This window comes from Mucilaginibacter sp. OK098, from assembly GCF_900142915.1.
GTDB lineage: Bacteria > Bacteroidota > Bacteroidia > Sphingobacteriales > Sphingobacteriaceae > Mucilaginibacter.
In genome coordinates this window covers 60,693-84,299 of sequence record NZ_FRCM01000005.1, presented here as the reverse complement: position 1 = coordinate 84,299, position 23,607 = coordinate 60,693, and the positions used below count along the sequence as shown (strand labels likewise).

The 23,607-nt window shown below is 40.9% G+C and carries 22 protein-coding genes; 14 read left to right on the top strand and 8 right to left on the bottom strand.

Annotated features, from left to right (window positions below; genetic code table 11):
* Positions 1–3: 3 nt before the first annotated feature.
* Complete coding sequence (locus tag BUE31_RS17090) at positions 4–489, bottom strand: VOC family protein (RefSeq protein ID WP_234997851.1); 486 nt, start codon at positions 487–489, stop codon at positions 4–6.
* A 242-nt stretch (positions 490–731) separates the two neighbouring features.
* Here BUE31_RS17090 and BUE31_RS17085 point away from each other — a divergent pair, with 242 nt between their 5' ends.
* From BUE31_RS17085 to BUE31_RS17070, 4 genes are all read left to right on the top strand, one after another.
* Entirely contained in the window at positions 732–941 is a 210-nt protein-coding gene (locus BUE31_RS17085; protein WP_073405057.1) for a 2-oxoisovalerate dehydrogenase, read from the top strand.
* Positions 938–1,180 (top strand): type II toxin-antitoxin system HicA family toxin, encoded by a 243-nt coding sequence (locus BUE31_RS17080; RefSeq protein ID WP_073405056.1) that lies wholly within the window; start codon positions 938–940, stop codon positions 1,178–1,180. The genes BUE31_RS17085 and BUE31_RS17080 overlap by 4 nt, the downstream gene beginning before the upstream one ends.
* A 161-nt stretch (positions 1,181–1,341) precedes the next feature.
* Positions 1,342–2,295 (top strand): tRNA modification radical SAM protein MnmL/YtqA, encoded by a 954-nt coding sequence (locus tag BUE31_RS17075; RefSeq protein ID WP_073405055.1) that lies wholly within the window; start codon positions 1,342–1,344, stop codon positions 2,293–2,295.
* A gap of 225 nt (positions 2,296–2,520) precedes the next feature.
* Positions 2,521–3,981 (top strand): apolipoprotein N-acyltransferase, encoded by a 1,461-nt coding sequence (locus BUE31_RS17070; RefSeq protein WP_073405054.1) that lies wholly within the window; start codon positions 2,521–2,523, stop codon positions 3,979–3,981.
* A gap of 67 nt (positions 3,982–4,048) precedes the next feature.
* Here BUE31_RS17070 and BUE31_RS17065 read toward each other — a convergent pair whose 3' ends face one another.
* From BUE31_RS17065 to BUE31_RS17045, 5 genes are all read right to left on the bottom strand, one after another.
* Positions 4,049–5,074: a hypothetical protein gene (locus BUE31_RS17065; protein WP_073405053.1), complete on the bottom strand. Its 1,026-nt coding sequence runs from the start codon at positions 5,072–5,074 to the stop codon at positions 4,049–4,051.
* Between the two features lie 10 nt (positions 5,075–5,084).
* A complete protein-coding gene (locus BUE31_RS17060; protein WP_073405052.1) occupies positions 5,085–6,803 on the bottom strand; it encodes an ArnT family glycosyltransferase in 1,719 nt (572 codons plus the stop codon).
* Between the two features lie 183 nt (positions 6,804–6,986).
* On the bottom strand, positions 6,987–8,591 hold the full coding sequence (gene odhB / locus BUE31_RS17055) for a 2-oxoglutarate dehydrogenase complex dihydrolipoyllysine-residue succinyltransferase (RefSeq protein WP_073405051.1): 1,605 nt from the start codon (positions 8,589–8,591) through the stop codon (positions 6,987–6,989).
* Between the two features lie 92 nt (positions 8,592–8,683).
* On the bottom strand, positions 8,684–11,491 hold the full coding sequence (locus tag BUE31_RS17050; RefSeq protein WP_073405050.1) for a 2-oxoglutarate dehydrogenase E1 component: 2,808 nt from the start codon (positions 11,489–11,491) through the stop codon (positions 8,684–8,686).
* Between the two features lie 285 nt (positions 11,492–11,776).
* Complete coding sequence (locus BUE31_RS17045; protein ID WP_073405049.1) at positions 11,777–13,090, bottom strand: DASH family cryptochrome; 1,314 nt, start codon at positions 13,088–13,090, stop codon at positions 11,777–11,779.
* A 243-nt stretch (positions 13,091–13,333) separates the two neighbouring features.
* Here BUE31_RS17045 and BUE31_RS17040 point away from each other — a divergent pair, with 243 nt between their 5' ends.
* The 8 genes from BUE31_RS17040 (at position 13,334) to BUE31_RS17005 (ending at position 19,919) form a co-directional block, all read left to right on the top strand.
* On the top strand, positions 13,334–13,798 hold the full coding sequence (locus BUE31_RS17040) for a type II RES/Xre toxin-antitoxin system antitoxin (protein ID WP_073405048.1): 465 nt from the start codon (positions 13,334–13,336) through the stop codon (positions 13,796–13,798).
* 6 nt (positions 13,799–13,804) lie between these two features.
* A complete protein-coding gene (locus BUE31_RS17035; RefSeq protein WP_073405047.1) occupies positions 13,805–14,269 on the top strand; it encodes an RES family NAD+ phosphorylase in 465 nt (154 codons plus the stop codon).
* Positions 14,270–14,452: 183 nt separating this feature from the next.
* A complete protein-coding gene (locus BUE31_RS17030; RefSeq protein ID WP_073405046.1) occupies positions 14,453–15,115 on the top strand; it encodes a TetR family transcriptional regulator C-terminal domain-containing protein in 663 nt (220 codons plus the stop codon).
* On the top strand, positions 15,102–15,884 hold the full coding sequence (locus BUE31_RS17025; protein ID WP_083620054.1) for an HAD family hydrolase: 783 nt from the start codon (positions 15,102–15,104) through the stop codon (positions 15,882–15,884). The genes BUE31_RS17030 and BUE31_RS17025 overlap by 14 nt, the downstream gene beginning before the upstream one ends.
* Positions 15,877–17,205 (top strand): ABC1 kinase family protein, encoded by a 1,329-nt coding sequence (locus BUE31_RS17020; RefSeq protein WP_073405045.1) that lies wholly within the window; start codon positions 15,877–15,879, stop codon positions 17,203–17,205. The genes BUE31_RS17025 and BUE31_RS17020 overlap by 8 nt, the downstream gene beginning before the upstream one ends.
* 84 nt (positions 17,206–17,289) lie before the next feature.
* Entirely contained in the window at positions 17,290–17,601 is a 312-nt protein-coding gene (locus tag BUE31_RS17015) for a Dabb family protein (protein WP_073405044.1), read from the top strand.
* Between the two features lie 103 nt (positions 17,602–17,704).
* Positions 17,705–18,613 carry a TIGR01777 family oxidoreductase gene (locus BUE31_RS17010; RefSeq protein ID WP_073405043.1) on the top strand — a complete coding sequence of 303 codons (909 nt, stop codon included), beginning with the start codon at positions 17,705–17,707 and terminating at the stop codon, positions 18,611–18,613.
* Entirely contained in the window at positions 18,606–19,919 is a 1,314-nt protein-coding gene (locus BUE31_RS17005; RefSeq protein ID WP_073405042.1) for a cryptochrome/photolyase family protein, read from the top strand. The genes BUE31_RS17010 and BUE31_RS17005 overlap by 8 nt, the downstream gene beginning before the upstream one ends.
* Here the strand turns inward: BUE31_RS17005 and BUE31_RS17000 are convergent, their stop codons facing one another.
* Positions 19,920–20,861, bottom strand: coding sequence for an FKBP-type peptidyl-prolyl cis-trans isomerase (locus BUE31_RS17000; RefSeq protein WP_073405041.1), 942 nt, complete (start codon positions 20,859–20,861; stop codon positions 19,920–19,922).
* Between the two features lie 73 nt (positions 20,862–20,934).
* Positions 20,935–21,372 carry an FKBP-type peptidyl-prolyl cis-trans isomerase gene (locus tag BUE31_RS16995; protein ID WP_159440708.1) on the bottom strand — a complete coding sequence of 146 codons (438 nt, stop codon included), beginning with the start codon at positions 21,370–21,372 and terminating at the stop codon, positions 20,935–20,937.
* 404 nt (positions 21,373–21,776) lie between these two features.
* Here BUE31_RS16995 and BUE31_RS16990 point away from each other — a divergent pair, with 404 nt between their 5' ends.
* Positions 21,777–22,772 (top strand): hypothetical protein, encoded by a 996-nt coding sequence (locus BUE31_RS16990; RefSeq protein ID WP_073405039.1) that lies wholly within the window; start codon positions 21,777–21,779, stop codon positions 22,770–22,772.
* 10 nt (positions 22,773–22,782) lie between these two features.
* Complete coding sequence (locus BUE31_RS16985; RefSeq protein ID WP_073405038.1) at positions 22,783–23,580, top strand: hypothetical protein; 798 nt, start codon at positions 22,783–22,785, stop codon at positions 23,578–23,580.
* The last annotated feature ends 27 nt before the right edge of the window (positions 23,581–23,607 follow it).

Genomic DNA, 23,607 nt, shown 5'->3' with positions numbered 1-23,607 from the left:
GAACTACCCATTATAGGCCTTCTCCAAATCAGCAATAATCATCTTGCTCATTTTCATCATAGCTTCCATCACCCGTTTAGATTTTGCCGGGTCAGCATCGTACATTAAGCGCTCAATTGCATTGGGCACTATCTGCCACGATACGCCGAATTTATCTTTAAGCCAACCGCATTGGCTCTTTACACCACCTTTTGAAAGTTCTTCCCAATAGTAGTCAACCTCGTCCTGCGTTTCACATTTTACATAAAACGAAATCGACTCATTAAAAGTGAAAGCCGGGCCGCCATCAAGTATCATAAACTCAACACCGTTGAGGATAAAACTGGCAACCGTAACCTTGCCGTTGCCTCCCGCATCAAGATGGCTTACGTTGCCGATCCGGCTGTCTTTAAAAACCGAGGTATAAAAATTTAACCCTTCTTCAACATTACTGTTAAACCATAAAAATGGGGTAATGCGCTGTGCGGATGTTTCCATAGTAGTTGCCATAATTTTATTTATTTGATTAATCAAAGTTACCCTGTCAGTGTTATTCGTAACAATGGGTAATGAAGACAATTAAAGGGGGTAATTATGACAACAGCAGGTTTAGGGTATGGTTTTTTAAACATGAGTGTTATACTTTTAACTCAAAATTGTTTCGCTATCCGCTAATATTTCATAATTAAACGATAATCGTTTTTTGAAATGGGATAGTTTAAAACATTAATCTTTTTAACTAAATTTGAAATATGAAGGAACTTATTTTTTTAGTACATGAGGCTGAAGAAGGTGGTTATTACGCGGAAGCCGTTGGAGTGGGAATATTTGCCGAAGGTGATAGCATGGATGATTTAAAGAAAAGTATTAAAAGTGGTATTGAGTGTTATTATGAAAACACTAACGATGCTCCAACATTTGCCCATCTTCATTTTGTAAAAGATGAGATAATGGCATTATGAAAAGCCCCCGGAGCTTAGCAGCTAAAGAACTTATAAAGTTGCTCAAAGTATATGGATATGAGGTTGCTTCTCAAAAAGGCAGCCATATCAAAGTAACTACTCAAAACAATGGAGAGCATCACTTAGCTATACCAAATCATGATCCTATAAAGACAGGAACATTAAACGCTATACTAAGACAAGTAGCTGAGCATTTAGAAATAAGCAAGGAAGACATTTTTAAAGAGCTATTTTCTTAAATATCTATCTTCAATTCTCTTTTATTTCACGCATTAGTTTTTTCTTCTCAAAATCTAACGTCCAAATCCCCAAATCAAAAAACCGTATCTTTGCCATCAAATAAATGAATCACACCAATCAGTGAAATCATTTTATAATCAGTGAAATCATAATAAAATCAGTGGAATCAACAGCAACAGCAGTTTGGGAAAAGGGATATAACAACTATGGTCCATGGCTTAAAGAAAAGTACAAGGGGCACCGGGTGTTTAAGGTGATTGTTGATGGTGGCTTTACCTGCCCCAACCGCGATGGCTCAAAAGGCTACGGCGGCTGTACTTATTGTAATGTAGATTCATTTACCCCTTCCGTATCGCGCAATGCCCCTACCGTTCGCGAGCAGGTGATCCAGGGAATGGAGCGCGCCCGCACTGGCAATAAAGCCGATAAATTTATTATTTACTTTCAGCCCAATACCAATACATACGCCCCGGCGCATTATTTAAAAATGATGTATGATGAGGCATTGAGCTACGGTACTGAAGATATTGTGGGCCTTTCTGTGGGTACCCGCCCGGATTGTATTGATGCCGAAAAGATAGCCCTGTTGGAAAGCTATACTGATCGTTTTGACGTAGATCTTGAAATGGGGATGGAATCAATTTACGATGACACTCTCGCACAGATCAACCGCGGCTGTAACCATGAAGAACTGATTAAAGCGTTAAAGCTGGTGGAGAACAGTAAGCTTGACGTTTGCGTGCATACGATATTCGGTTTCCCATGGGAAACACACGAGATGATGCTGCGCTATGCTGACGAGATCAACCGCTTCCCGCAAATAAAATTTGTAAAGTTCCATCACCTGCATATTGTTGAAGGTTCGGTTATGGGCGTAAAATATAAACGGGAACCGTTTAAAGTTTTCAGCATTGATGAATATGCTGATTTCCTTTGTGAGCTATTGCCTCTTGTTCGCCCTGATATTGTGATCCAGCGCCTCTTTGGCCTTAGCGATCGTGAATTACTGATAGCGCCAAACTGGGGACTAAAAAAATCGGAGATCCAGTATTATATTGATCAAAGAATCCTATCAAGAGGCGTTGTGCAGGGATCGGCATTAAACACGATTTAAGGATTTAATGAATCAGCACGATTATTGGCGACAGTACAAATCACGGGCGTTTCCAGGATTTGTTTTTTGTTTTTCTTCCCAACACCTTTTGGATTAGAAGTCTCCGCACCCGTTAAAATCCTGTAAATCTCTACTACCCGTCAATCAGGTGATTTATTGACAATTGTCAACTTTTATAGCCAATCCACCCGTTAACTTCGTAAAACTTTTTAATACAGTTTTATTATGGCAATGGACAAACCGACGAATACAGCATCAATATCAAAAACATGGACAATAGCGGGGATCATCCTCTCCGGTTTGGCGTGGTATATTTCGAATGGCCTTAATGGCGACTTTTGGTATTTGATGTGGTTGGCCCCAGTGCCCGTTTTACTGCTTTCGCTAAAAACATCTGCACGGCAGGCATTTATTATTTCGTTTGCAGCATATTTAATCGGCAGGCTTAGCTGGTTCAGCTATTTATTGACCGTGGCAACATTAGTGCCTGCAATTATATTTACCTTGTTGCTGCCCCTCGTTTTTGCTCTTATCATCCTTATATGTCGCTGGTGTATTTTAAAGTTAAATGCATGGTATACTATATTTGCATTCCCCGTATTTTTCACCGTGTTTGAATATGCTGTAATAAAATTTTCGGCAGATGGAACTGCTGCCAGCATAGCTTACACCCAATTAAACTGCGTACCGTTTATACAGGTAGCCGCTATCGCGGGCATTTTGGGCATCACGTTCATGCTTACATTTATCCCGTCAGCAATTACCCTGGCCTGGTATTACCGTACCGGGAAAATAAAGGTGCGTTATATAGGCGGAGTTACTATAATATTAGTGGCTGCTGCGTTTTTATACGGCGTCATTAGGATTAATAATTTTACCCCGAAAAGCCACATCAAAGCCGGTCTGGCTGTTGTTGACGAAAGCCTGCACACCAACTCGGACCATCCCAATTTCGAAAAAGAAAAACAAGTAGCAATAGCCTATGCGGCCCTGGTTAAGCCTCTTACTGCTCAAGGTGCACAGGTAGTGCTGTTCCCGGAACGCGTAATAGGGATGAGCAGGCCCTGGGCCGATACTATAACGCGTATTTTGAGCGATGCTGCAAAGCAAAACCATGTTTATATTATAACAGGTTACACCAATCAAAAAAACGCAATTGAACGTAACTCGGCGCTGGTTATTGATGCTGACGGCAATGTAATTCTTGATTATAACAAGGCGCATCTTGTCGTTGGCCTCGAAAGACAGTTTACCCCTGGTACAACTCCCGGCATATTTAAGCTGAATGGGGTGCAGTCGGGCTTAGCTGTTTGTAAAGATTTGGATTTCCAGGATTATATTAAACAATACAGCGATAATAAACCGGGAATCCTGTATGTACCCGCCTGGGATTTTGTAGTTGATGATTGGCTGCACTGCCGTATGGCGATATTAAGAAGCGTTGAAAATGGCTTTTCGCAAGTCCGCGCGGCAAGACGCGGAAGGTTAACCATAAATGACCAATTTGGCAGAGTAACCAGCGAGGCAAGTTGCGCAAATGATAAGCAGGCCATTCTTGTGGGTGATGTATCCACGCAGCAAATAAATACTTTTTATACCCGCTTTGGTAACTGGCTGGGGGTGGTTTGCCTGCTGGCGGCAGTTGGATTTATTTTGTTAGCGTCCTTGTACCAGAACCGGGATTAAGGGATTTTACAGATTTATTGAATTAAAGCTTCATCGTTTTTAATCTCTAAAATCCGCTTAATCCTGGTCAATCTTTAAATCTTGCAATCACCTTTCTTCCCAAATCATAAGTGATCCTGAATGCTTCCTGGTTGCTGGTAAAGCCTGGCGTGCGGTGAATGCTGAAAATAAACTGGCCTTTTATATGGTCGAACAGGAAAGGTGTGAACATCAAGTCCAAACGGTTATAAAACTTCTTTTCGTAAAAGGCATCACCATAAGTAATTTCAGAACCCTGGCCTGCATAGAATTCGTCAAATGCGGCAAAACGATGATAGCTTAAATAAGCGCTTGAAACAAAACCTATAGGGGTTTTTGCCCCGCCAAGACCACGCCTCCGCTGGAATGACGCCATTGCCCCGGCTTCAAATGACAATGAATCAAACGTAGTTTGCTTACGGCTAAAATCAAGGCCTAACCTAACCTGGGCTGCACCGTCATCGCCTATATGATCATCAGGTAAAAGCACTTCAGCTCCGGCATCATGCATCATCAGCACATAATGTGAGATATAAAACGGACCAAACAATGATGGTTTCCACTTACCCTCAAACCCGAATAAAAACTGCTCCCGGTCGGTTTGTGTTTGGCGGCTTACCCAGTCAATCCAGCCTGTTTCGGTAAAGTGTTCATTATGATATCGCGCCAGCAAACCTTCAACATTGGGCCGGTAATAACGCAGGGTATCATTCAGTAAAGCGCGCGGATAATTGCTGATCAATCCTTCGCGCGGAAATTCCCCGGCATCAAAAAGCCATTTGGAACTTTCGTACTTATAATAGGCTATCGGGTTTACCTTTAAAAAATAAGGCTTGGCACCAAACTCGTGAATCGCATCAACACCAACAATAAAATGGTTAAGGCTATCCAGGTTAAGCCCCAGATCAAATGCCGTGCGGGTCCCTGAATAGGTACGTGAACGTGCAACAAAGTCTTTGTACTCGCGGTTATCCAAAAAACCAAGTCCATTAAAATGGATATCAAGGCTTTGAGCAAGAGCCGCCGTACTGGTTATTAAAGAAATCAGGATGATGAGGTGGACCTTTTTTATCATATAGGGGATGTTATTTAACAGTTATTTTTATTACCCGGCTGTTTTTGCTGCCGATAAATGGTTCGGTTCGCAAGGAAAAAAGCAGGCTGAAATTTCCTTTCTCCAACGGCGAAGTTACAGGAAAAGTATAATGGATACTTTCACCCGGTTGTAAACTTATTTTTTTATAAGTGTCTTTTGCTTCCTTTACGTCAACGAGGGCATTTTCTTTAAAAAAACAGTATTCCAACTTAACAGGATGTGTGTATCCTGTATCACTAAAGCTAATAGCATGAGTATAAGGATTGGTTATGGTCAAATCAAAATTTGTTATTTCCCCCGGATGGGTAGTTATTTTGAGCGAGTCGGTTGCAATAATTATTTTCTGGTAAGTACGTACATCGTCAACCCAATTCCCATACCACTTACCGGCTTCAATTTTTATGGTGTCTTTTGTAAGATCTTTTATAGGCTTCCCCGATAAATAATATACGCGTTTGTGCTGGATGCTATCTTCCATTGGCCAGATATCAAACTGGGTGACGCGGTAAAAACGGTCATCATAAGCAAAGCATCTAAGGCTATTGGTATAGTAATTATATTTAGATGGGTTTTGAAATCCTTCGCTCATCACCACATAATTATCGCCTGCTTTTTGTTTTACCAGGTACGCCCACTCTTTAAAACCATAGTAGCTTTTTAAATGCCCGTAAGTTTTTGCAAAGCCAACGCCGCTGATAACAATTACCCGCACAATAATAATAATGCTTACGTTAACCACAGCCAAAGGCAACAGCCATTTAGGCCAGCCGCCCTGCTGTTTAAAATGGATCGGCACCAGCATTACCAGCGGTGCAAACAGGATAAATGTCCATTGAGGTTGCACTTCGCCTTTTGCGCTGCTGATAAAAAAGAACAACAGTGTTCCCAAACAATTAACCAGCAGGCAGCGAATAAAAGCATCTTTTATTTTGATGGTGTACGCCTTGTAAAACAAAAACCATCCAATAAGCGGACCGGCCATTAACAGTTGCCCCGGCAAATAGGAAAAGGTATTTAAAAAACTATACTTATCAGCCGAGCGCTCATATAAATGATAATTTATAGATGGGTATCCGTGGCTAGCCTGCCAGATAATATGCGGCACATACAAGGCAACCGCAATTACAACTATCCCCCAAAACGTACCGCGTTTTAATAATTTTAAATTAGCCAGTAAAGTAAAACCAACCACCAGTATGCCATTGTATTTGCTGTATAACAGGCAGGCAATAGTTATCCCCAAAAGTGCAGCCAGTCCCCATTTATTATTTTGAATATATTGCTGGTATAAATAATAAAACAATACAGTAAAAAAGAAAAGCGGCGAATCGGGCGTTGTCGTGAACCCATAAATGTGAAAGATGAACAACCCCGATGTAACCAGGATAAAAGCCAAAGCATCAACCGCATATTGCTTTAAGGTAAGCCATAACAGGTAAACAGATGCAGAGCTGGCCAGTACCGTGAGTAAACGTAAACCAAGTTCATTATGCATAATACTGTCACCAATGCGAATGAACAGGGCCACCATTGGCGGGTGATCAAAATACCCCCAATCCAAATAGCGCGAATACATCCAGTAATAAGCCTCATCACCCTGCAGTTCTAAAGTGCAGGCCTGGATAATGTTCAATAAAGTCCAGCCTAATAGGAAATACCAGATGAGCTTGTTGGATTGAAGAGACTTATTTACTGTATTATCCGGCATTTCTAAATCACATCGATTGATGCTGTAAAGGTATAATAAAAGCGTTTAAAAGTAAGATTGGTAGGATCAGAAGGATTTAAAGATCAAAGCAAGAACCTCCTAAAATCTCACAAATCTTAAAAATCTTAGTTTAAAACAAAAAACCCGGCCTAAACCGGGTTTCAATATTTTATGTGATGGACTTTACACTCCCAACAACAACCTAGCAGGGTCTTCCAGTAATTGTTTTACCCTTACAAGGAAGCTTACCGATTCGCGGCCATCGATGATGCGGTGATCATATGATAGTGCCAAATACATCATCGGGCGAATAACTACTTGTCCGTTTACAGCAACAGGGCGTTCAATAATGTTGTGCATACCTAATATGGCTGACTGTGGTGAATTCAATATCGGTGTTGACATCATAGAGCCAAATACACCGCCATTGGTGATAGTGAAAGTACCACCAGTCATTTCCTCTAAGGTCAGCTTGTTTTCGCGGGCCTTAACAGCCAGTGCAGCTACAGCCTTTTCAATTTCGGCAAGGCTCATGCTTTCTGCATTACGGATAACCGGAACCACCAAACCCTTAGGGGCCGACACAGCAATTGAAATATCAGCAAAGTTACTGTAAACCACTTCTTCGCCTTCAATCCGTGCGCCTACAGCAGGCCAATCTTTCAATGCCTCGCAAACAGCTTTGGTGAAGAAGGACATAAAGCCTAAGCCCACACCATGTTTCTCTTTAAATTTATCTTTGTATTTGCTGCGAATCTCCATTATCGGCGACATATCAACCTCGTTAAAGGTGGTTAGCATCGCAGTTTCATTTTTAACGGCTACCAAACGTTTGGCAACTGTTTTACGCAATGACGACATCTTTTCGCGACGGTCTGATCTCGCACCCGTAGCAACTGGTTCAGCTTTTGGAGCAGCCACGGCAGGTTTAGCAATTGCAGGCGCTGAGCCTTGCATGTCCCTGGGAGCTTGCGGATTTTCTGAAACCTTCTCGGCTAACAGGGCATCTTCTTTTGTTATCCTCCCTGCCACACCGGTGCCGCTTACTGAACCAGCATTAACACCTTTTTCGGCAAGGATCTTTGCAGCAGCAGGCGATGGTGTGCCTGATGCATAAGTTGTAGCCTTTCCGTTAGTTGCCGAAACAGCTGCAGCAGGAGATGCTTCTACCGGCGCAGCAGCAGGAGCTGATGCACCCACACCTTCAATGGTACAAACAACTGCGCCTATAGGCAATACATCTCCTTCTTTGGCTATGGTTTTTAATACCCCTGCTTTTTCAGCAGTTAGTTCAAATGTAGCTTTATCTGATTCCAGTTCGGCAATAGCTTCGTCCATCGCAACTGCATCGCCATCTTTCTTTATCCAGCGTGAAAGGGTTACTTCGGTAATTGATTCACCAACGGGTGGTACTTTCACTTGTAATGAGCCCCCTGATGCTGGTGCAGATGTTGCTGCCACCGGAGTAGCTGCAACAGGTGCCGGGGCAGGTGCGTTAGCAACAACTTCCGGCTGGGGTTGTGCGGCCGGTGCACTTTCCTGTGCAACAGCCCCGCCTTCTTCAATAGTGGCAACAACAGCGCCAATAGGTAAAGTATCACCCTCTTTGGCTACAGTTTTTAAAATACCGGCTTTTTCGGCAGTAAGCTCAAAAGTGGCTTTGTCCGATTCTAATTCGGCAATTACCTCATCCATCTTTACCGCATCGCCATCTTTTTTTAGCCAGCTTGATAAAGTTACTTCAGTAATTGATTCGCCAACCGGCGGAACTTTGATAGTTAAACTCATAGTAGAATTTTTGTATTTTGTAGAGACGCAATATTTTGCGTCTCTGGTATTGCATTTTTATCCGGACGAAAGTGTTAAGTCCCTACCACAAATTAATCCGCTCCAACATTTGCCATTTTTTCGGCAGTCTCTTTCACTGCGGCTTTCACCTGCTTTCCGGCAGGTGCTTCAAATGCTTTTGAAACAATGTGTAATTGTTGTGCGGCATGTTGTTTAGCAAAACCGGTAGCGGTACTGCTGCCTTCATGCCTTGAAATTACATTCAGGTTTATTACTTTATCGTTATGGAACTTGCGGCAAATGTATGGCCATGCCCCCATGTTCTCCGGCTCTTCCTGTACCCAAATAAATTCAGTGGCCTTATTATATTTGCCCTTTATCTTAAGGATCTGCACAACAGGCGTTGGATATAATTGTTCAATACGAACAATAGCTACGTCCTTACGCTTATCGGCCAGTTGTTTTTCAAGCAAATCATAATAGATCTTTCCTGAACAAAGTAACACCCGTTTTACCTTTTTAGCATCCGCATAGGTATCGTCTATCAACTCGTGGAACTTGCCATTGGTAAACTCCTCCAGCTTTGATACGCACTTAGGGCTGCGCAATAAACTCTTAGGTGTAAATATAATCAGCGGCTTACGGAACTCCCTCAGCATCTGTCTTCTCAGGATATGGAAAAAGTTTGCAGGTGTGGTACAATTGGCCACCTGGATATTGCTATCGGCACAAAGTTCCATAAAACGCTCAATTCGTGCAGATGAATGCTCCGGACCCTGGCCTTCGTAGCCATGTGGCAGTAACATCACTAGCCCGTTGCCACGCTGCCATTTGGTTTCCGCACTTGCTATGTACTGGTCTACAATAATCTGTGCGCCGTTAAAAAAGTCGCCAAACTGTGCTTCCCATATAGTTAAGGCATTGGGGTTAGCTAAAGCGTACCCGTACTCAAAACCTAGAACACCATATTCAGATAATAACGAGTTAAATATGCTGAATTTTGCTTCTGTTTGAATGGTATCCAGCGGTGTATACTCGTCTTCCGACTCTGCTAGTGTTAAAACTGCATGCCGGTGTGAGAAAGTACCGCGTTTAACATCCTCGCCGCTTAACCTAACCGGGTGCCCATCTTTTAATAAGGTGCCGTAAGCTAATAGCTCGCCCATTGCCCAGTCAAAAACGTGGGTACTGGTTACCATTTTATTGCGCTCTTCAAAAAGCTTTTCAATTTTTTTGAAAAACGCTTTATCTTTTGGTAAGATGGTTAATTTTTCACCAATCTCTAGTAATTCCTTTTCAGGAACAGATGTTTCAATAAGTGTAAAAGATTCTTTTGGAGTTGCCAGGTGCAGGCCATGCCAGGCACCTTCAAACATTTGTATTGTTTCGGTAAACCGGTCTTCGGCTTTTGATTCATCCAGTTTGGTTTGCAGTTCGGCACGGAATTTCTTTTCCATTTCCAACGCCAGGTTGGCATCTATACTACCTTCGGCCTGCAGCTTTTGTTTATAGATCTCAAGCGGGTTCGGATGCGCTTCTATTGCTTTGTATAACAATGGCTGGGTGAATTTTGGCTCATCAGCCTCATTATGGCCGTACCTGCGATAGCATAAAATATCAATAAACACATCTTCGTGAAATACCTGGCGGTACTCCATTGCAAGATTTACCACATATGCCAAAGCTTCAACATCATCGCCGTTAACATGAAAAACCGGCGATAAAACTGTTTTAGCCACATCAGTACAATAAGTACTTGAGCGTGCATCTTTGAAATTGGTGGTAAAACCAATCTGGTTATTTATAACTACATGGATGGTTCCGCCTGTGCGGTATCCATCCAGCTTTTCCATTTGTAAAACTTCGTAAACGATACCCTGACCTGCTACCGAAGCATCACCATGAATTAGTATAGGTGCTATTTTTGTATCATCGCCATTATATTTAAAGTCGATTTTTGAGCGGGTTAAGCCTTCAACAACGGGATCAACCGCTTCCAGGTGCGATGGATTGGGGCAAAGGCTCAAGTGTACCTTTTTACCACCTTTAGTAACCACATCTGTTGAGTAACCCAGGTGATATTTAACATCGCCACCGAATGGGGTATCCTCATCGAAATTTTTACCTTCAAACTCTAAAAAAACCTCCTTGTAGGGTTTTTCCATAATATTGGTAAGCACATTCAGCCTTCCGCGATGCGCCATGCCTATAATGAATTCCTGGATGCCAAGCTCTGATCCATTTTGAATAACTGAATCTAATGCCGGGATCAACGCCTCGGCGCCCTCAAGCGAAAATCGTTTTTGCCCCAAGAATTTTGTGCCAAGGAAATTTTCAAAAACAACCGCTTCGTTCAGCTTATCAAGCATCAGCTTCTTTTCATCAACTGTGAATGATGGCGTGTTGCGCTTGCTCTCCATCCGGTCTTCAAACCATTTAAGCTTTATAGGGTTCCGGATATACCTGTATTCGGCACCTATCGACTGGCAATAGGTATCCTCCAAAAGCTGGCGGATATCCCGTAGTTTGGCGGCGCCCAAACCAACCTCAACACCTGAATTAAAAACGGTATCCAGGTCGGCCTCACTTAAGCCAAATGTTTCCAGTTCTTTGCCCGGGAAGTACTTACGCCTTTCACGTACAGGGTTGGTTTTAGTAAACAAATGGCCGCGCGTACGGTAGCCATCTATCATGTTCAGCACGTTAATTTCTTTTAAGAAATGCTCGGGCGTTTCAGTATTTACAGCAGCAACAGGCGCAGGCGTATCTTTTCCGAAATCAAATCCTTCAAAAAATTTTTGCCATCCAAAATCAACAGATTCCGGGTCTTGTTTGTATGCTTCGTAAAGGGAATTAATGTATGCAGCGTTCCCGCTGTTTATATAATTGAGGCGATCCATGAGAAACCAATCTTTAAAACGGTACAAAAGTAAGCATATCGGTTTATAAACTTTATAATTTATTTATAAAACTTAGCCACTTATTAACATTAAACGATATTATTTAAAAATGAGGATAAGGAGCGGGAAATTTATTTGTGCAACAGTTTATGCAGAAAATCGCGCACGTAAGAGATCCCCTCAAAAAGAATGGCGAGCGCACCAATAATAACGGTAAATTGTTCGAACTGATTCATGATAACTATATGACGCAAAGTTGTGGTAATTATTACAATTTAAACCAACTTATTTTATAGCATATGCCTGGTAGTCATCACCTTTTAATGCAGGCAACCAGGTATCTATATAATCGCTTTTCGCAGGTTGTTCGGTTATTTGCAAAGCGGCTATAGTGTAGCGGCTTTCGCGGGCATCATTAACGCCGGCTATAAATGCCCAGTTACCCCAGTTACTTGCCGGCGAATAATCAATCAGCTTTTCTTCAAAATAGGCGGCTCCCCTTTTCCAGTCAACCTTAAGTTCGTTTACTAAAAACCCGGCTGTGATTTGCCTGCTGTAATTGCTGATGTAGCCTGTGGCATTCAATTCGTGCATAATGGCATCAACAAGCGGCACACCTGTTTCGCCATTTTCCCAGCTTTCAAAAAGTGTGTTCCCGCTAATTACATCTTCAGCAACATCTTCAGGCTGATCTTTTACCGCAATAAATTTTTGGCCATGCTTTTTAAACATAAACCTGAAATAATCCCGCCATAACAGGTCAAGCAGCATGCCCGGGTAATGCGTATTATTTAATTGCTGCTGCTTTATGATTTCCCAGTAAACCTGCCGTAATGAGATGCAGCCTAAAGCAACCCATGGTGACAACTTTGATAAATTAATGACGTTATTTTTTTTACCGATGATTGTGTGACTGTTGTTTATAAAAAACTTTTCCAGCTGGCTCAATGCTTCATCTTCGCCACCTGTAAAGCGATCCGTTGCACGCGGGTCACCAAAAGGTTCATCCAGACCCAGCATTTGCAGCGTAGGAATTTCCCCGGCACCTGTAATTGCAGGGATTGTAATACTTTCAGGGGTTGCTACACACTGGCGCACATTACTATCGCGTTCCACCTTTTTCTTAAAAACGGCAAAGCTATCCGGGATGTCTTTTATTGGGAAAGGCAAATCCTCTTTGTGATATAATGTATGGCCTATAAAATGCTTTAAATTCAGTTTAATTTTCCATAAGGCGGTCTCCACCTGTTCGGATATTTCGGTTTCCTCGTGGGCAACCTCCCTGTGGTGGTATACCTCGTTTACCTGGTACTCTTCAGCAAGCTGTGGCAGTATTTCGGCTGGATTGCCAATGCGGATAAGTAACTCCCCGCCAATACCCCGCAAATTCTTTCGCAGATTGGCTACAGATTCTACAAGGAACCGGGCCCTTATATTTCCGGTTTTAGAATTACCTGAAAGATTTTGTTTAAAATAAAACGGATCAAAACAATATACTGGCAATACTTTATCGGCTTTACGGATCGCTTCTAATAATATTTCATTATCATGGACCCGTAAATCATTCCTAAACCACACCAATATCGTTTTTTCACTCATAGTTAAACAGGGGATTAACTTAATTGCAGCCTACAAATTTGCAATTTATTTATTAGTTACAAATAATTGTAGCTAATATTTGACATCTTCTCAACATTTAAATGTCTTTTACTGCTGTTTAAAGCATACCAGCATTAAATATAAGTTATATGTGGTAATTATTACCTCATCATTTTTTTTATTTATCTAATAAATAATTTTATTAGCGACTTTATATCCTTACATTTGGTAAAATTGTCGCAAATGAAAGTTATAGAAAAGATTCCGGCAAAAACCAGGGGGCTAAGTTTTGTTAATTTACTTGGCGGAAAAAGCATTCTTTCCATGTCTATTCAGTCTGACTTTGACCTGATAGCTTTAAGTAATGAGGGGATTACGAAAGCTTCACTGGATGCCCTTATCGGCCACCTTGGTATCTCAAAGAAGTCATTTTCAGAAAACATATTGGATGCTTCGGTTAAAACACTCGAACGCAAAAAGAGCACCGACAGGCTTGACAAACGCACGTCATCGCACATTATAGAGATTACCAAAGTTGTTGAACATGCTTTTTCGGTATTTGAAAATGAAGATAAGGTAAAAAGCTGGCTCAATTATCCTAACAGGGCGTTAAATAACATCAAGCCCATTGACCTTTTTTATATTCCTACCGGGCTAAAAATGGTAGATGACATTTTAGGCAGGATTGAATACGGTGTTTATTCCTGATCAGCAATGATAGTTTACAGAATTGCAAAAACGCTTGAGCGTGCAGAAGACCTCTCAGGCTTTGGTTCATTTAAGTTTGGCGGCAGATGGAACAGCAAAGGCACCTATATGCTCTACACCAGCGAGAATAGTTCCCTGGCCTATCTTGAAAGCCTGGTGCACTTTAACGAAGCGGATATCCCGTCGAATTTATACATTACTTCAATAGAAATTAAAAACAGTGATAAACTGATCTACCAATTACCTGATTCCAAATACTCCGCTAAATGGCAGCTACCTGAAAATTTTGAAAATAAGCTACTAGGTGATAAATTGATGTTTAACAAACAATTTCTGGCTATAAAAGTCCGTTCTGCAATAAATTCTTCTGACTATAATTTTCTTTTAAATCCATTGTTCCCCGGGTATCATGATAAAATAATTATTACGTCTGTTCAAACAATCCCTGTAGATAACAGATTGATCCGGTAAGTAATAACACACATTTGTACTATCCCAAATATCTAATCGTTTTAGATAACAGATTGATCTGGTAAGTAATAACACACATTTGTACTATCCCAAATATCTAATCGTTTATTTATAGATAGGTATGACATTTACTTAAAAGTAATGTTATAATTTTATAACGTAATTTAAATAATCACATCTACTATGGCTACTATTGAAAGCATCCAGAAAGCATATATAGATTTTGTGTTGACCGAGGGCCAGCAGCCGAAATCAGTTTATATTTTCGCCAAAAAGAATAAAATGGCCGAAGAAGAATTTTATCAGTTCTTTGGTTCATTTAACGCTATTGAGCAAAATATATGGACCGGCTTTGCCGTAAAAACCATTGCCGAAATAAAAACCCAGGAAGTTTGGAGCCAGTATTCGGCCCGCGAAAAGGCTTTATCTTTTTTCTACAGCTTTTTTGAATTGCTTAAAAGTAGCCGCAGCTTTGTAGTTTATAGCGTTAAGAAACAACAGAAATCATTTTCAACCCCGCAAACCTTTACAGGGATTAAGGATATTTTTGAGAGCTTTTGCAATGACCTGATAGTTGAAGGCCTGGAATCGAATGAATTGTCGGAACGTAAGTTTTTTAGCAACCGTTACAAAGACGCCCTTTGGGTTCAGCTTGTTTTTGTATTAAACTTCTGGATAAACGATAATTCAACCGGGTTTGAAAAAACTGATGAAGCCATTGAAAGAGGCATCAATGTTACTTTTGACCTTTTCCAGCGGTCGCCAATAGATAACCTTTTTGAGTATGGTAAGTTTTTAGCTAAAAACGGCGGTCTTAAAGCAAAAATGGGATTTGGCAGCAACTAATACTACCCTTACCCAACCATCCCCGATAGGGAAGGCTATAAAAACGATCGAAGCTAAAGTCTCCTCTACCGGGGGAGATTTAGAGGGGGCTAAAAGCCTGGCTACATTCGCCGCCATATTTGATATGGACGGCACGTTAATAGATAATACCCCCTATCATTATAAATCATGGGTTGCCCTATTTAAAAAATATGGCAAAGGCGAATTAAGCAAACAAACTTATTATACCGAAATAAGCGGTGTGCCAATTATGGATACCCTGAAACGTCTTTTCGATGATCGTGATGAAAGCGGTTTAAAAGAACTGCTCAAAGAAAAAGAGGAATTTTACCGTAAAGAATACGCGCCTTATTTAGTCGCGATAAACGGACTGGAGACCTTTTTAACAGAGCTGAAAAACGATGGTATAAAAATGGCCATGGCCACATCGGCAACGGTTGAGGATATTGATTTTATATTAAACAAGATCCCTATCCGCAATGATTTTGACGAGATCGTAAATTCGTCAATGGTGAGCAAGCCCAAACCAAACCCGCAGATCTTTTTAAAAGCAGCCGAACTATTAAACATGACACCGTCAAATTGTGTTGTGTTTGAAGATTCGCTGGCTGGAATTAAGGCAGCGAACAGTGCAGGCATGAAAGTTGTCGCGATTACTACCGGGCATAAAGCAGAAGATCTATATCCGGTTGACCTGGTTATTAATGATTACTCGGAGCTAACTGCACAAAAGCTTGCCGCCTTGTTTAAGAAAAATAAAGATGAATGATAATACGCCAAAAGAGCAAAACAGTATCCCCACCAGCAAAGTACAACGCTCGGCCAAATTTGTAAAAACCGGATTTAAAATTGGTGGTAATTATATAAAGCATTATTCAAAAAAGCTATTCAATCCTGAAATGGACAAATCAGAGTTGAATGAGGATAATGCTTCAGATATTTATGAATCATTAAGCGAATTAAAGGGCAGTGCCCTTAAGGTGGCGCAAATGCTGAGCATGGATAAAAACCTGCTGCCGCAAGCTTATACTGATAAGTTCTCGCAATCGCAGTATAATGCCCCTCCCCTTTCGGGACCACTGATCGTACAAACATTCAAAAAGTATTTTGGTAAAACACCGGATAAGATCTACGATAAATTCAACGTCCGGTCATCAAACGCTGCATCAATAGGCCAGGTTCACCAGGCGGAGCTGAATGGCAAAAAGCTGGCGGTAAAGATCCAGTATCCGGGCGTAGGTGATTCTATCTCATCCGACCTTAAGCTGGTAAAACCTTTTGCCTTCCGCATGCTGGGCATGAGTGAAAAAGAATTGGATATTTACATGCGCGAGGTTGAAGAACGCCTATTGGAAGAAACCGATTATGAGCTTGAAGTACGCCGTTCTATTGAGTTTTCTACTGCTTGTGCCGGTCTTGATAATGTCGTTTTTCCAAAGTATTACCCCGAGTTATCAAGCAAGCGCATCATAACAATGGATTGGCTGGAAGGCAAGCACCTGCGCGAGTTTTTGCAAACCAACCCATCGCAGCAATTACGCAATACAATTGGGCAGGCCCTTTGGAATTTTTATAATTTTCAGCAGCACGAGCTCCGCGCCGTACATGCCGACCCACATCCGGGAAATTTTATGATAACCAGCGAAAACAAACTGGGTGTTATTGACTTTGGCTGTATAAAAGAAATGCCCGAAGATTTTTATTATCCTTTTTTCTCCCTTACCTCAACCGGGCTGATGGATAATAAAGAAGAAACTATCAAAGCATTCCGGCAGCTGGAAATGATCCATCCGAATGATACCCCGGCGCAAATTGAATTTTATTACAGCATGTATCGCCAAATGATAGGCCTGTTTGCCAAACCCTATATAACCGATCATTTCGATTTTGGCCAAACAGCATTTTTTGATGAGTTGTATGGCTTTGGCGAAAAAGTTTCAAAAATGCCCGAGTTTAAACAAGCCCGCGGTGTAAAGCACTTTATTTATGTAAACCGCACCAATTTCGGCCTGTACAACATATTGCATGAGCTAAAGGCTCAAGTTAGGACAGATACATTTAAGCCACATGTGGTGGAGCAGTTTGCTTAAACTGGGTCAAATTTGTCAACTTTTAAAAAGTTGACAAATCTTTAAATCATTATCCCCATTTTTAGGCGATTAAAACTAATATTCATGCTTCTAAAAAACACCTTCGTTCACCACGTACATTTATGGCTTAAGGATAAAGCCGATAAACAGAAATTACTCGATGGCTTACATACGCTTCTCCCTATTCCGCATATTCGCGAGATTCATATTGGCGTACCGGCCGAAACATTTCGTTCGGTAGTAGACCGCTCCTATGATGTATCCCTGCTGATCTTATTTGACAGTGCCGAAGCGCAGGAAGCCTACCAGGTTGACCCTACTCACGTATTATTTGCCGACAACTACGCCAAACCGCTTTGCAGTAAAGTTGTTGTGTCAGACAGTGTAAATATTTAGTTAGTAGCTGATGGTCCAAAAAGTTAAAACTTACGAAGTTTTGAAAACTTCGTAAGTTTCTATCAAGGGGCCTTGAACTATCGACTATGGACTCTAATCAACTATGAACCAACAAAAAAGCGTCCTCCTAACCGGCGGCACCGGACTTATCGGCATCACCATAACTAAGCAATTGCTGGCAAAGGGCTACCAGGTAAGTCATTTAAGCCGTAAGCCGGGTAACGATCAGCAGGTAAAGACTTTTTTGTGGGATGTTAATAAAGGTGAAATAGACGAGCATTGTATTGATGGCGTTGATATAATTATCCATTTGGCAGGAGCCGGTATTGCTGATAAACACTGGACCGATGAACGAAAAAAAGAAATTATAGATAGCCGTACGAAATCCATTGGCCTGATTTATCAGCTGCTCGGCACAAAAAAGCATAAAGTTAATTCTATGATATCAGCTTCTGCAATTGGCTACTACAGTGATAGAGGCGATGAGTTGCTGGCGGAAGACAGCCCTCCTAACAGCGATTTTATGGCCAGGTGCTGCATTGAATGGGAGAAGGCGGTTGATGAAGGCAAAAAATTAAATTTGCGGATAGTTAAGTTCCGCACCGGGGTTGTGCTTAACAACGGCGGTGCCCTAAAACAAATGGCGCTACCTGTAAAGCTTTATGTTGGCTCCCCAATGGGGAGCGGAAAACAGTGGATTCCCTGGATCCACTGGCGGGATGTTGTTGAAATGTATTTGTTTGCAATAGAAAATGAAAACTTTACGGGTGTTTATAATATGGTTGCCCCTAACCCCGTAACCAATAAACAGCTTATACAGGCTATTGCCAAACAACTTCATAAACCTTTGTGGGTACCTAATGTACCCGCATTTTTATTAAGGCTTTTACTTGGCGAAATGAGCACCCTGGTATTAGGCAGCACAAAAGTATCGGCACAAAAAATTAAAGATGCCGGGTATAAATTCCAATACCCGGATATCACATCAGCGTTAAAAGAAATTTATGGATAAGCAGCAGCCGATATCCATATTTTGGTTCAGGAGAGATTTGCGGCTTGATGATAACGCAGGCTTATATCACGCCTTAAAAAGTGCCCCCCCGGTACTGCCTGTCTTTATTTTTGATAAAGAGATCCTTGATCAGCTGGAAGATAAGGATGATGCCCGGGTAACTTTTATTTACCAAACAGTTGAAGCGCTGGACAAAGAGCTTCAGCAACATGGCAGCAGCTTATTGGTATTACACGATAAGCCGGAAAATGCATGGGATAAGCTGATAAAAGAGCATAATATCACCGCAGTTTACGCCAATCATGATTATGAACCCTATGCTAAATTACGTGATGAGGCAATAGCTGAACTTCTGAAAAAGCATAAGATCTCTTTTAATACCTATAAGGACCAGGTAATTTTTGAATGTGACGAAGTTATTAAGGACGATGGCAAGCCTTATACAGTTTATACCCCCTACATGCGCAAGTGGTATCAAAAGCTTACGCCGTTCTATTTAAAGACATATCCCAATAAAAAATATTTTACAAACTTTTATAAAACCAAAGCGTTTCCACTTCCTTCTTTAAAAGAAATAGGCTTTGAAAAAAGCGACAGGAAATTTCCAACTATAAGTTACGAATCGCTAATTCCTGAATATACAGCAAAAAGAGATTTTCCTGCTATTAAAGGCACAACGCATATTGGCCTGCATTTAAGATTTGGTACCGTAAGCATCCGCGAACTGGCCCGCACAGCTAATACTTTTAAAGAAAAAACATGGTTGAATGAGTTGATATGGCGAGAGTTTTATGTGATGATATTATATCATTTCCCAAAAACTGCTGATCATGCCTTTAGACCGGAGTATGACCGGATTAAATGGAACAATAACGAAAAACAATTTGAAGCCTGGTGCAAGGGTGAAACGGGCTACCCGTTTGTTGATGCCGGCATGCGCGAGTTAAATGCAACAGGTTATATGCACAACCGGGTGCGTATGGTAGTAGCCAGCTTTTTAAGCAAAGACCTGCTGATAGACTGGCGCTGGGGCGAGCGCTATTTTGCCCGCAAGCTCCTTGATTATGAAATGGCCAGTAACGTTGGCGGCTGGCAATGGTCTGCCGGCTCGGGTACTGATGCCGCGCCTTACTTCCGCATTTTCAACCCGGATTCGCAACTTAAAAAATTCGACCCCGAATTAAAATACATAAAAAAATGGGTTCCGGAATATGCTGACTTCAGCAAATATCCAAAACCCATTATTGATCATGCTTTTGCACGTGATCGTTGCTTAAGGGCATTTAAAGAAGCCCTGTCTAAATAATTATGGCGTTACACTTACAATTAAAAATGTAAACCTTAGTACGCTATTAATAGGGATACTACCTGATGTAGTGTTACCATAACCTCGACTAGAAGGTATAATCATTGAAATTTTAGTTCCTACCCTAACATTATTTTGCAGCGCCTCCTGTACGCCAGGCACCAATGAAGTAACAATTAAGGATGGAGAAATATTTGCCCCGTTATAAGAACCGTCAAAAACAGTTCCATTAAGTAATGATCCTGTATAGGTTGCTGTAAATGAGCTGGCAGAAGTAATTACGCTGGTACCACTACCTGGCGTTAATATCTTATAATAGTAATAATCTGTTGAATCCAAAGGATTTTGTACATAGCTATAGGTTGAAATATCAAAATTATTCTTAATTACTTGTTTATCGTACTTTGGATAATTCTCAATTACATGCACATAATAATCAAGGCTTTGGTTGCCGGCTATTTTTGAATTTGCATTTTGCGAGCTGCCAGTACCATAACCACTTACACCATAAGCCAGGTGCGAAGGTATGATCAGGCGTGCGCTTGCACCCTTGTATTTAACTATATTTCTTAAAGCTATCTGTAAGCCATAAGGTAATGCATCATTTGTTAAATGGCCCAGGAAATCCTCATGATGGTTTTGGATAGTGTCTATTGCCGTATATTTACCATCAAGTGATCGCAGTGTAAATACAAAGGATACCTGATCAGGATAATCCAAAGGAGTGGAGGCCACGTCACCAGGCATAATTATTTTATAGTATATACCCGGACTGTCTAATGGTGATGCGTCTTTTTGCATCCCTGTTATTCCGTTTGCGCTTATATAATTCTGGATCTGGCTGTCATCATATTGATTAATATTCTGCTCAATTTTATCTTTCCGGCACGATACTAAACCAATAGCAGAAATTAAAAGAAGGGTAAAAATTTTTTGTTTCATTTGTTATCTGTTGTTTTTGCTGCTCAATACAGCACTCATCGCATATAAATTTAATGCGCCGGTCTTTTTTATATTAGTTGGTTATATTATAAACTGTTATATTAAAAATAAGTATTGCATTTGCCGGCAACCCCAGTATTGACTGTGCAAAAGGCCCGTAAGCGTAGTGCGAGGGCAAATACAGTGTTACCGTACCACCCTTTTTTACCTTCGAGCCCGGAATCCCAAGCTGCCAGCCCCTAAGAGTTTGCCCCAGTATATACGAGGGGTGATATTCATCAGTTGACACAATTTCTTTTCCCGTGGTTAACAATGTTGCTTTATAGCCAACCGTAATTTGCGTTGAGCTTGTATATAGATCGTTCCCTGTTCCAGGCGTATCAATTACATAATATATCCCCGTTGAAACCCCTGCCGAATCCACAACTGTTGCGGTGATGCTGTTGCTTTTTAAATAAGCGCTTATTATTTTTTCATCAACCGCCTGCTGTGCTCTAATCTGAGCCGGCACATCGTTTGTTTTTTTACATCCCGCAAAACAAGCACACAAAAGCAAAAAAAATAACAGTATCCTGTTCATCCTATCATTCATTCAGTTTATTTGCCTTTATTCCAACAGGCATGCACACAAACCGCCACCCTATGTTTCAATCGGCAAATTTATTCTTTTATAATTCAAAAACAGCAGCTTAACATTTTTTAACAATTAATTAGTGAAAAGCTATTGAAAACCATACGTTTTAAGTTGGGTTTTCGCAACTAATAACGGTGATTTTGTTAGAAACGTGTAAGTTGGAATGAATAGTTGATCGGGCAGCCTCGACAACAATTGAGTTGAAATTATTATCAATCTTATAATATAGTATTTATTGCGGAATATATAACTTAGTCGCAATAACACTTAGACAAAATCACATGAAAAAAATTCTATTAACGTTAGTTATAGCCACAGCTTTTTTTAATTGTTTTTCTCAAAACACTTTCCCGTCAAGCGGTAATGTGGGTATTGGAACAACAAGCCCTAATACATTACTTGATGTTTACAACTCCGCTAATACATCAACTACTATATTAAGAATTTCAGGAACAGCAGAAGCATACGGTGATTATACCGGGGTATTACTTGGCGCAGGTGGCCTGAAAGGGCGTGGTAAAGGAGGAATGTTATTTGAGCCCTATGGCACTACCTATGGCTTCGGTAGTTTGAACTTTGCCGTGAATCAATCTGCAGGGGAAGGGGATGCTACTCTTGCGGATGTAAAAATGACTATTTCTGGTAGTGGGAATGTTGGTATTGGAGATATTAATCCTGCATATAAACTTTCAGTTAACGCACGGAATAACACAAGTAGCGCAACTTCGCTATTACATGGTCAGTATTATGGCATTTCAGTATCTTCGGAACAGACTGCCGCGCCTTATTATGTATTGGACGTAAGAGGCGGAACTACATCTGCTGGAGGATCTGGTAATTCTCTTTTTTATGTAAGGGCAGACGGTAATATCGGTATGGGTACCACTTCGCCTGATCAAAAATTAACCGTAAACGGTACTATTCATTCCACGTCAGTATTAGTTAATACAAGTATTCCCACGCCCGATTATGTTTTTGAGAGTGATTATAAATTGCCCACATTGTCAGAAATAAAAACCTATACAGATAAGAACCACCATCTGCCAGATGTACCTGCCGCTGCCGAAATGGAAAAGAACGGCATTAACCTGGGTGAAATGAATATTACGCTATTGAAAAAGGTTGAGGAGCTTACGCTGTATTTGATTGAGCAGAATAAACAGTTGATAAAACAAAATACAAAGTTGACAGATCAACAGAAGACAAATCAATCACAACAAAGACAAATTAATGAATTGATAAAAAGCCTCGATATCCTGAATCATAAAAAACAATAGCTATATAAAAATGAAAAACTTCATAATTACAACCATCACGTTTTTAGCATTTTCAATTACCTGCAATGCACAGTGGACACTCACCGGCAGCAATCTTTATCCTACTACGATCAGCAATAATGTAGGTATTGGTACAACATCGCCAAACGGGAAATTAGATGTAAATGGAGCAATATTGGTTCCTGGTTCCACAGCAAACACGATGGTGCGGCCAGCAATAAGCACTTCCAGAATTACAGGTGAAATTGCTGGGTACAGAGGTGGAAACTTATTGTATGATGATGGTTTTTTGCGGCTTTCAGCAGGTGGTGGCACTACTGCAGGCGTCAAAACCTTTATCGATTTATCAGGATATTCAACCGTTCCGGATATGCAGGAAAACATCGTATTCGGAACCCAGGGAACAGAACGCATGCGAATAATGAACACTGGCATGGTAGGAATAGGCACATCAGATACCCACGGATATCAACTTGCAGTAAATGGAAACATCCATTCAAAACAAGTAAATGTAGATCTTACTAATTGGCCGGATTATGTCTTTAAAAAGGATTATTCGTTAAAACCCTTATCCGAAGTAAAAACCTATATCGATCAAAACCAACACTTGCCTGAAATACCATCAGCGCAGCAGATCGCTAAAGATGGCCTTAACCTTGGCGAAATGAATCAATTGTTGATGAAAAAAGTGGAAGAGCTGACTTTGTATTTGATTGAGGAGAACAAACAGAATAAAAATCAACAGAACGAAATTAACCAGCTGAAGCAACAATTAAGCACCATAACCAAAATCATAAATAAAAAATAACTTTTCCATTAAACATTCTATTAACAA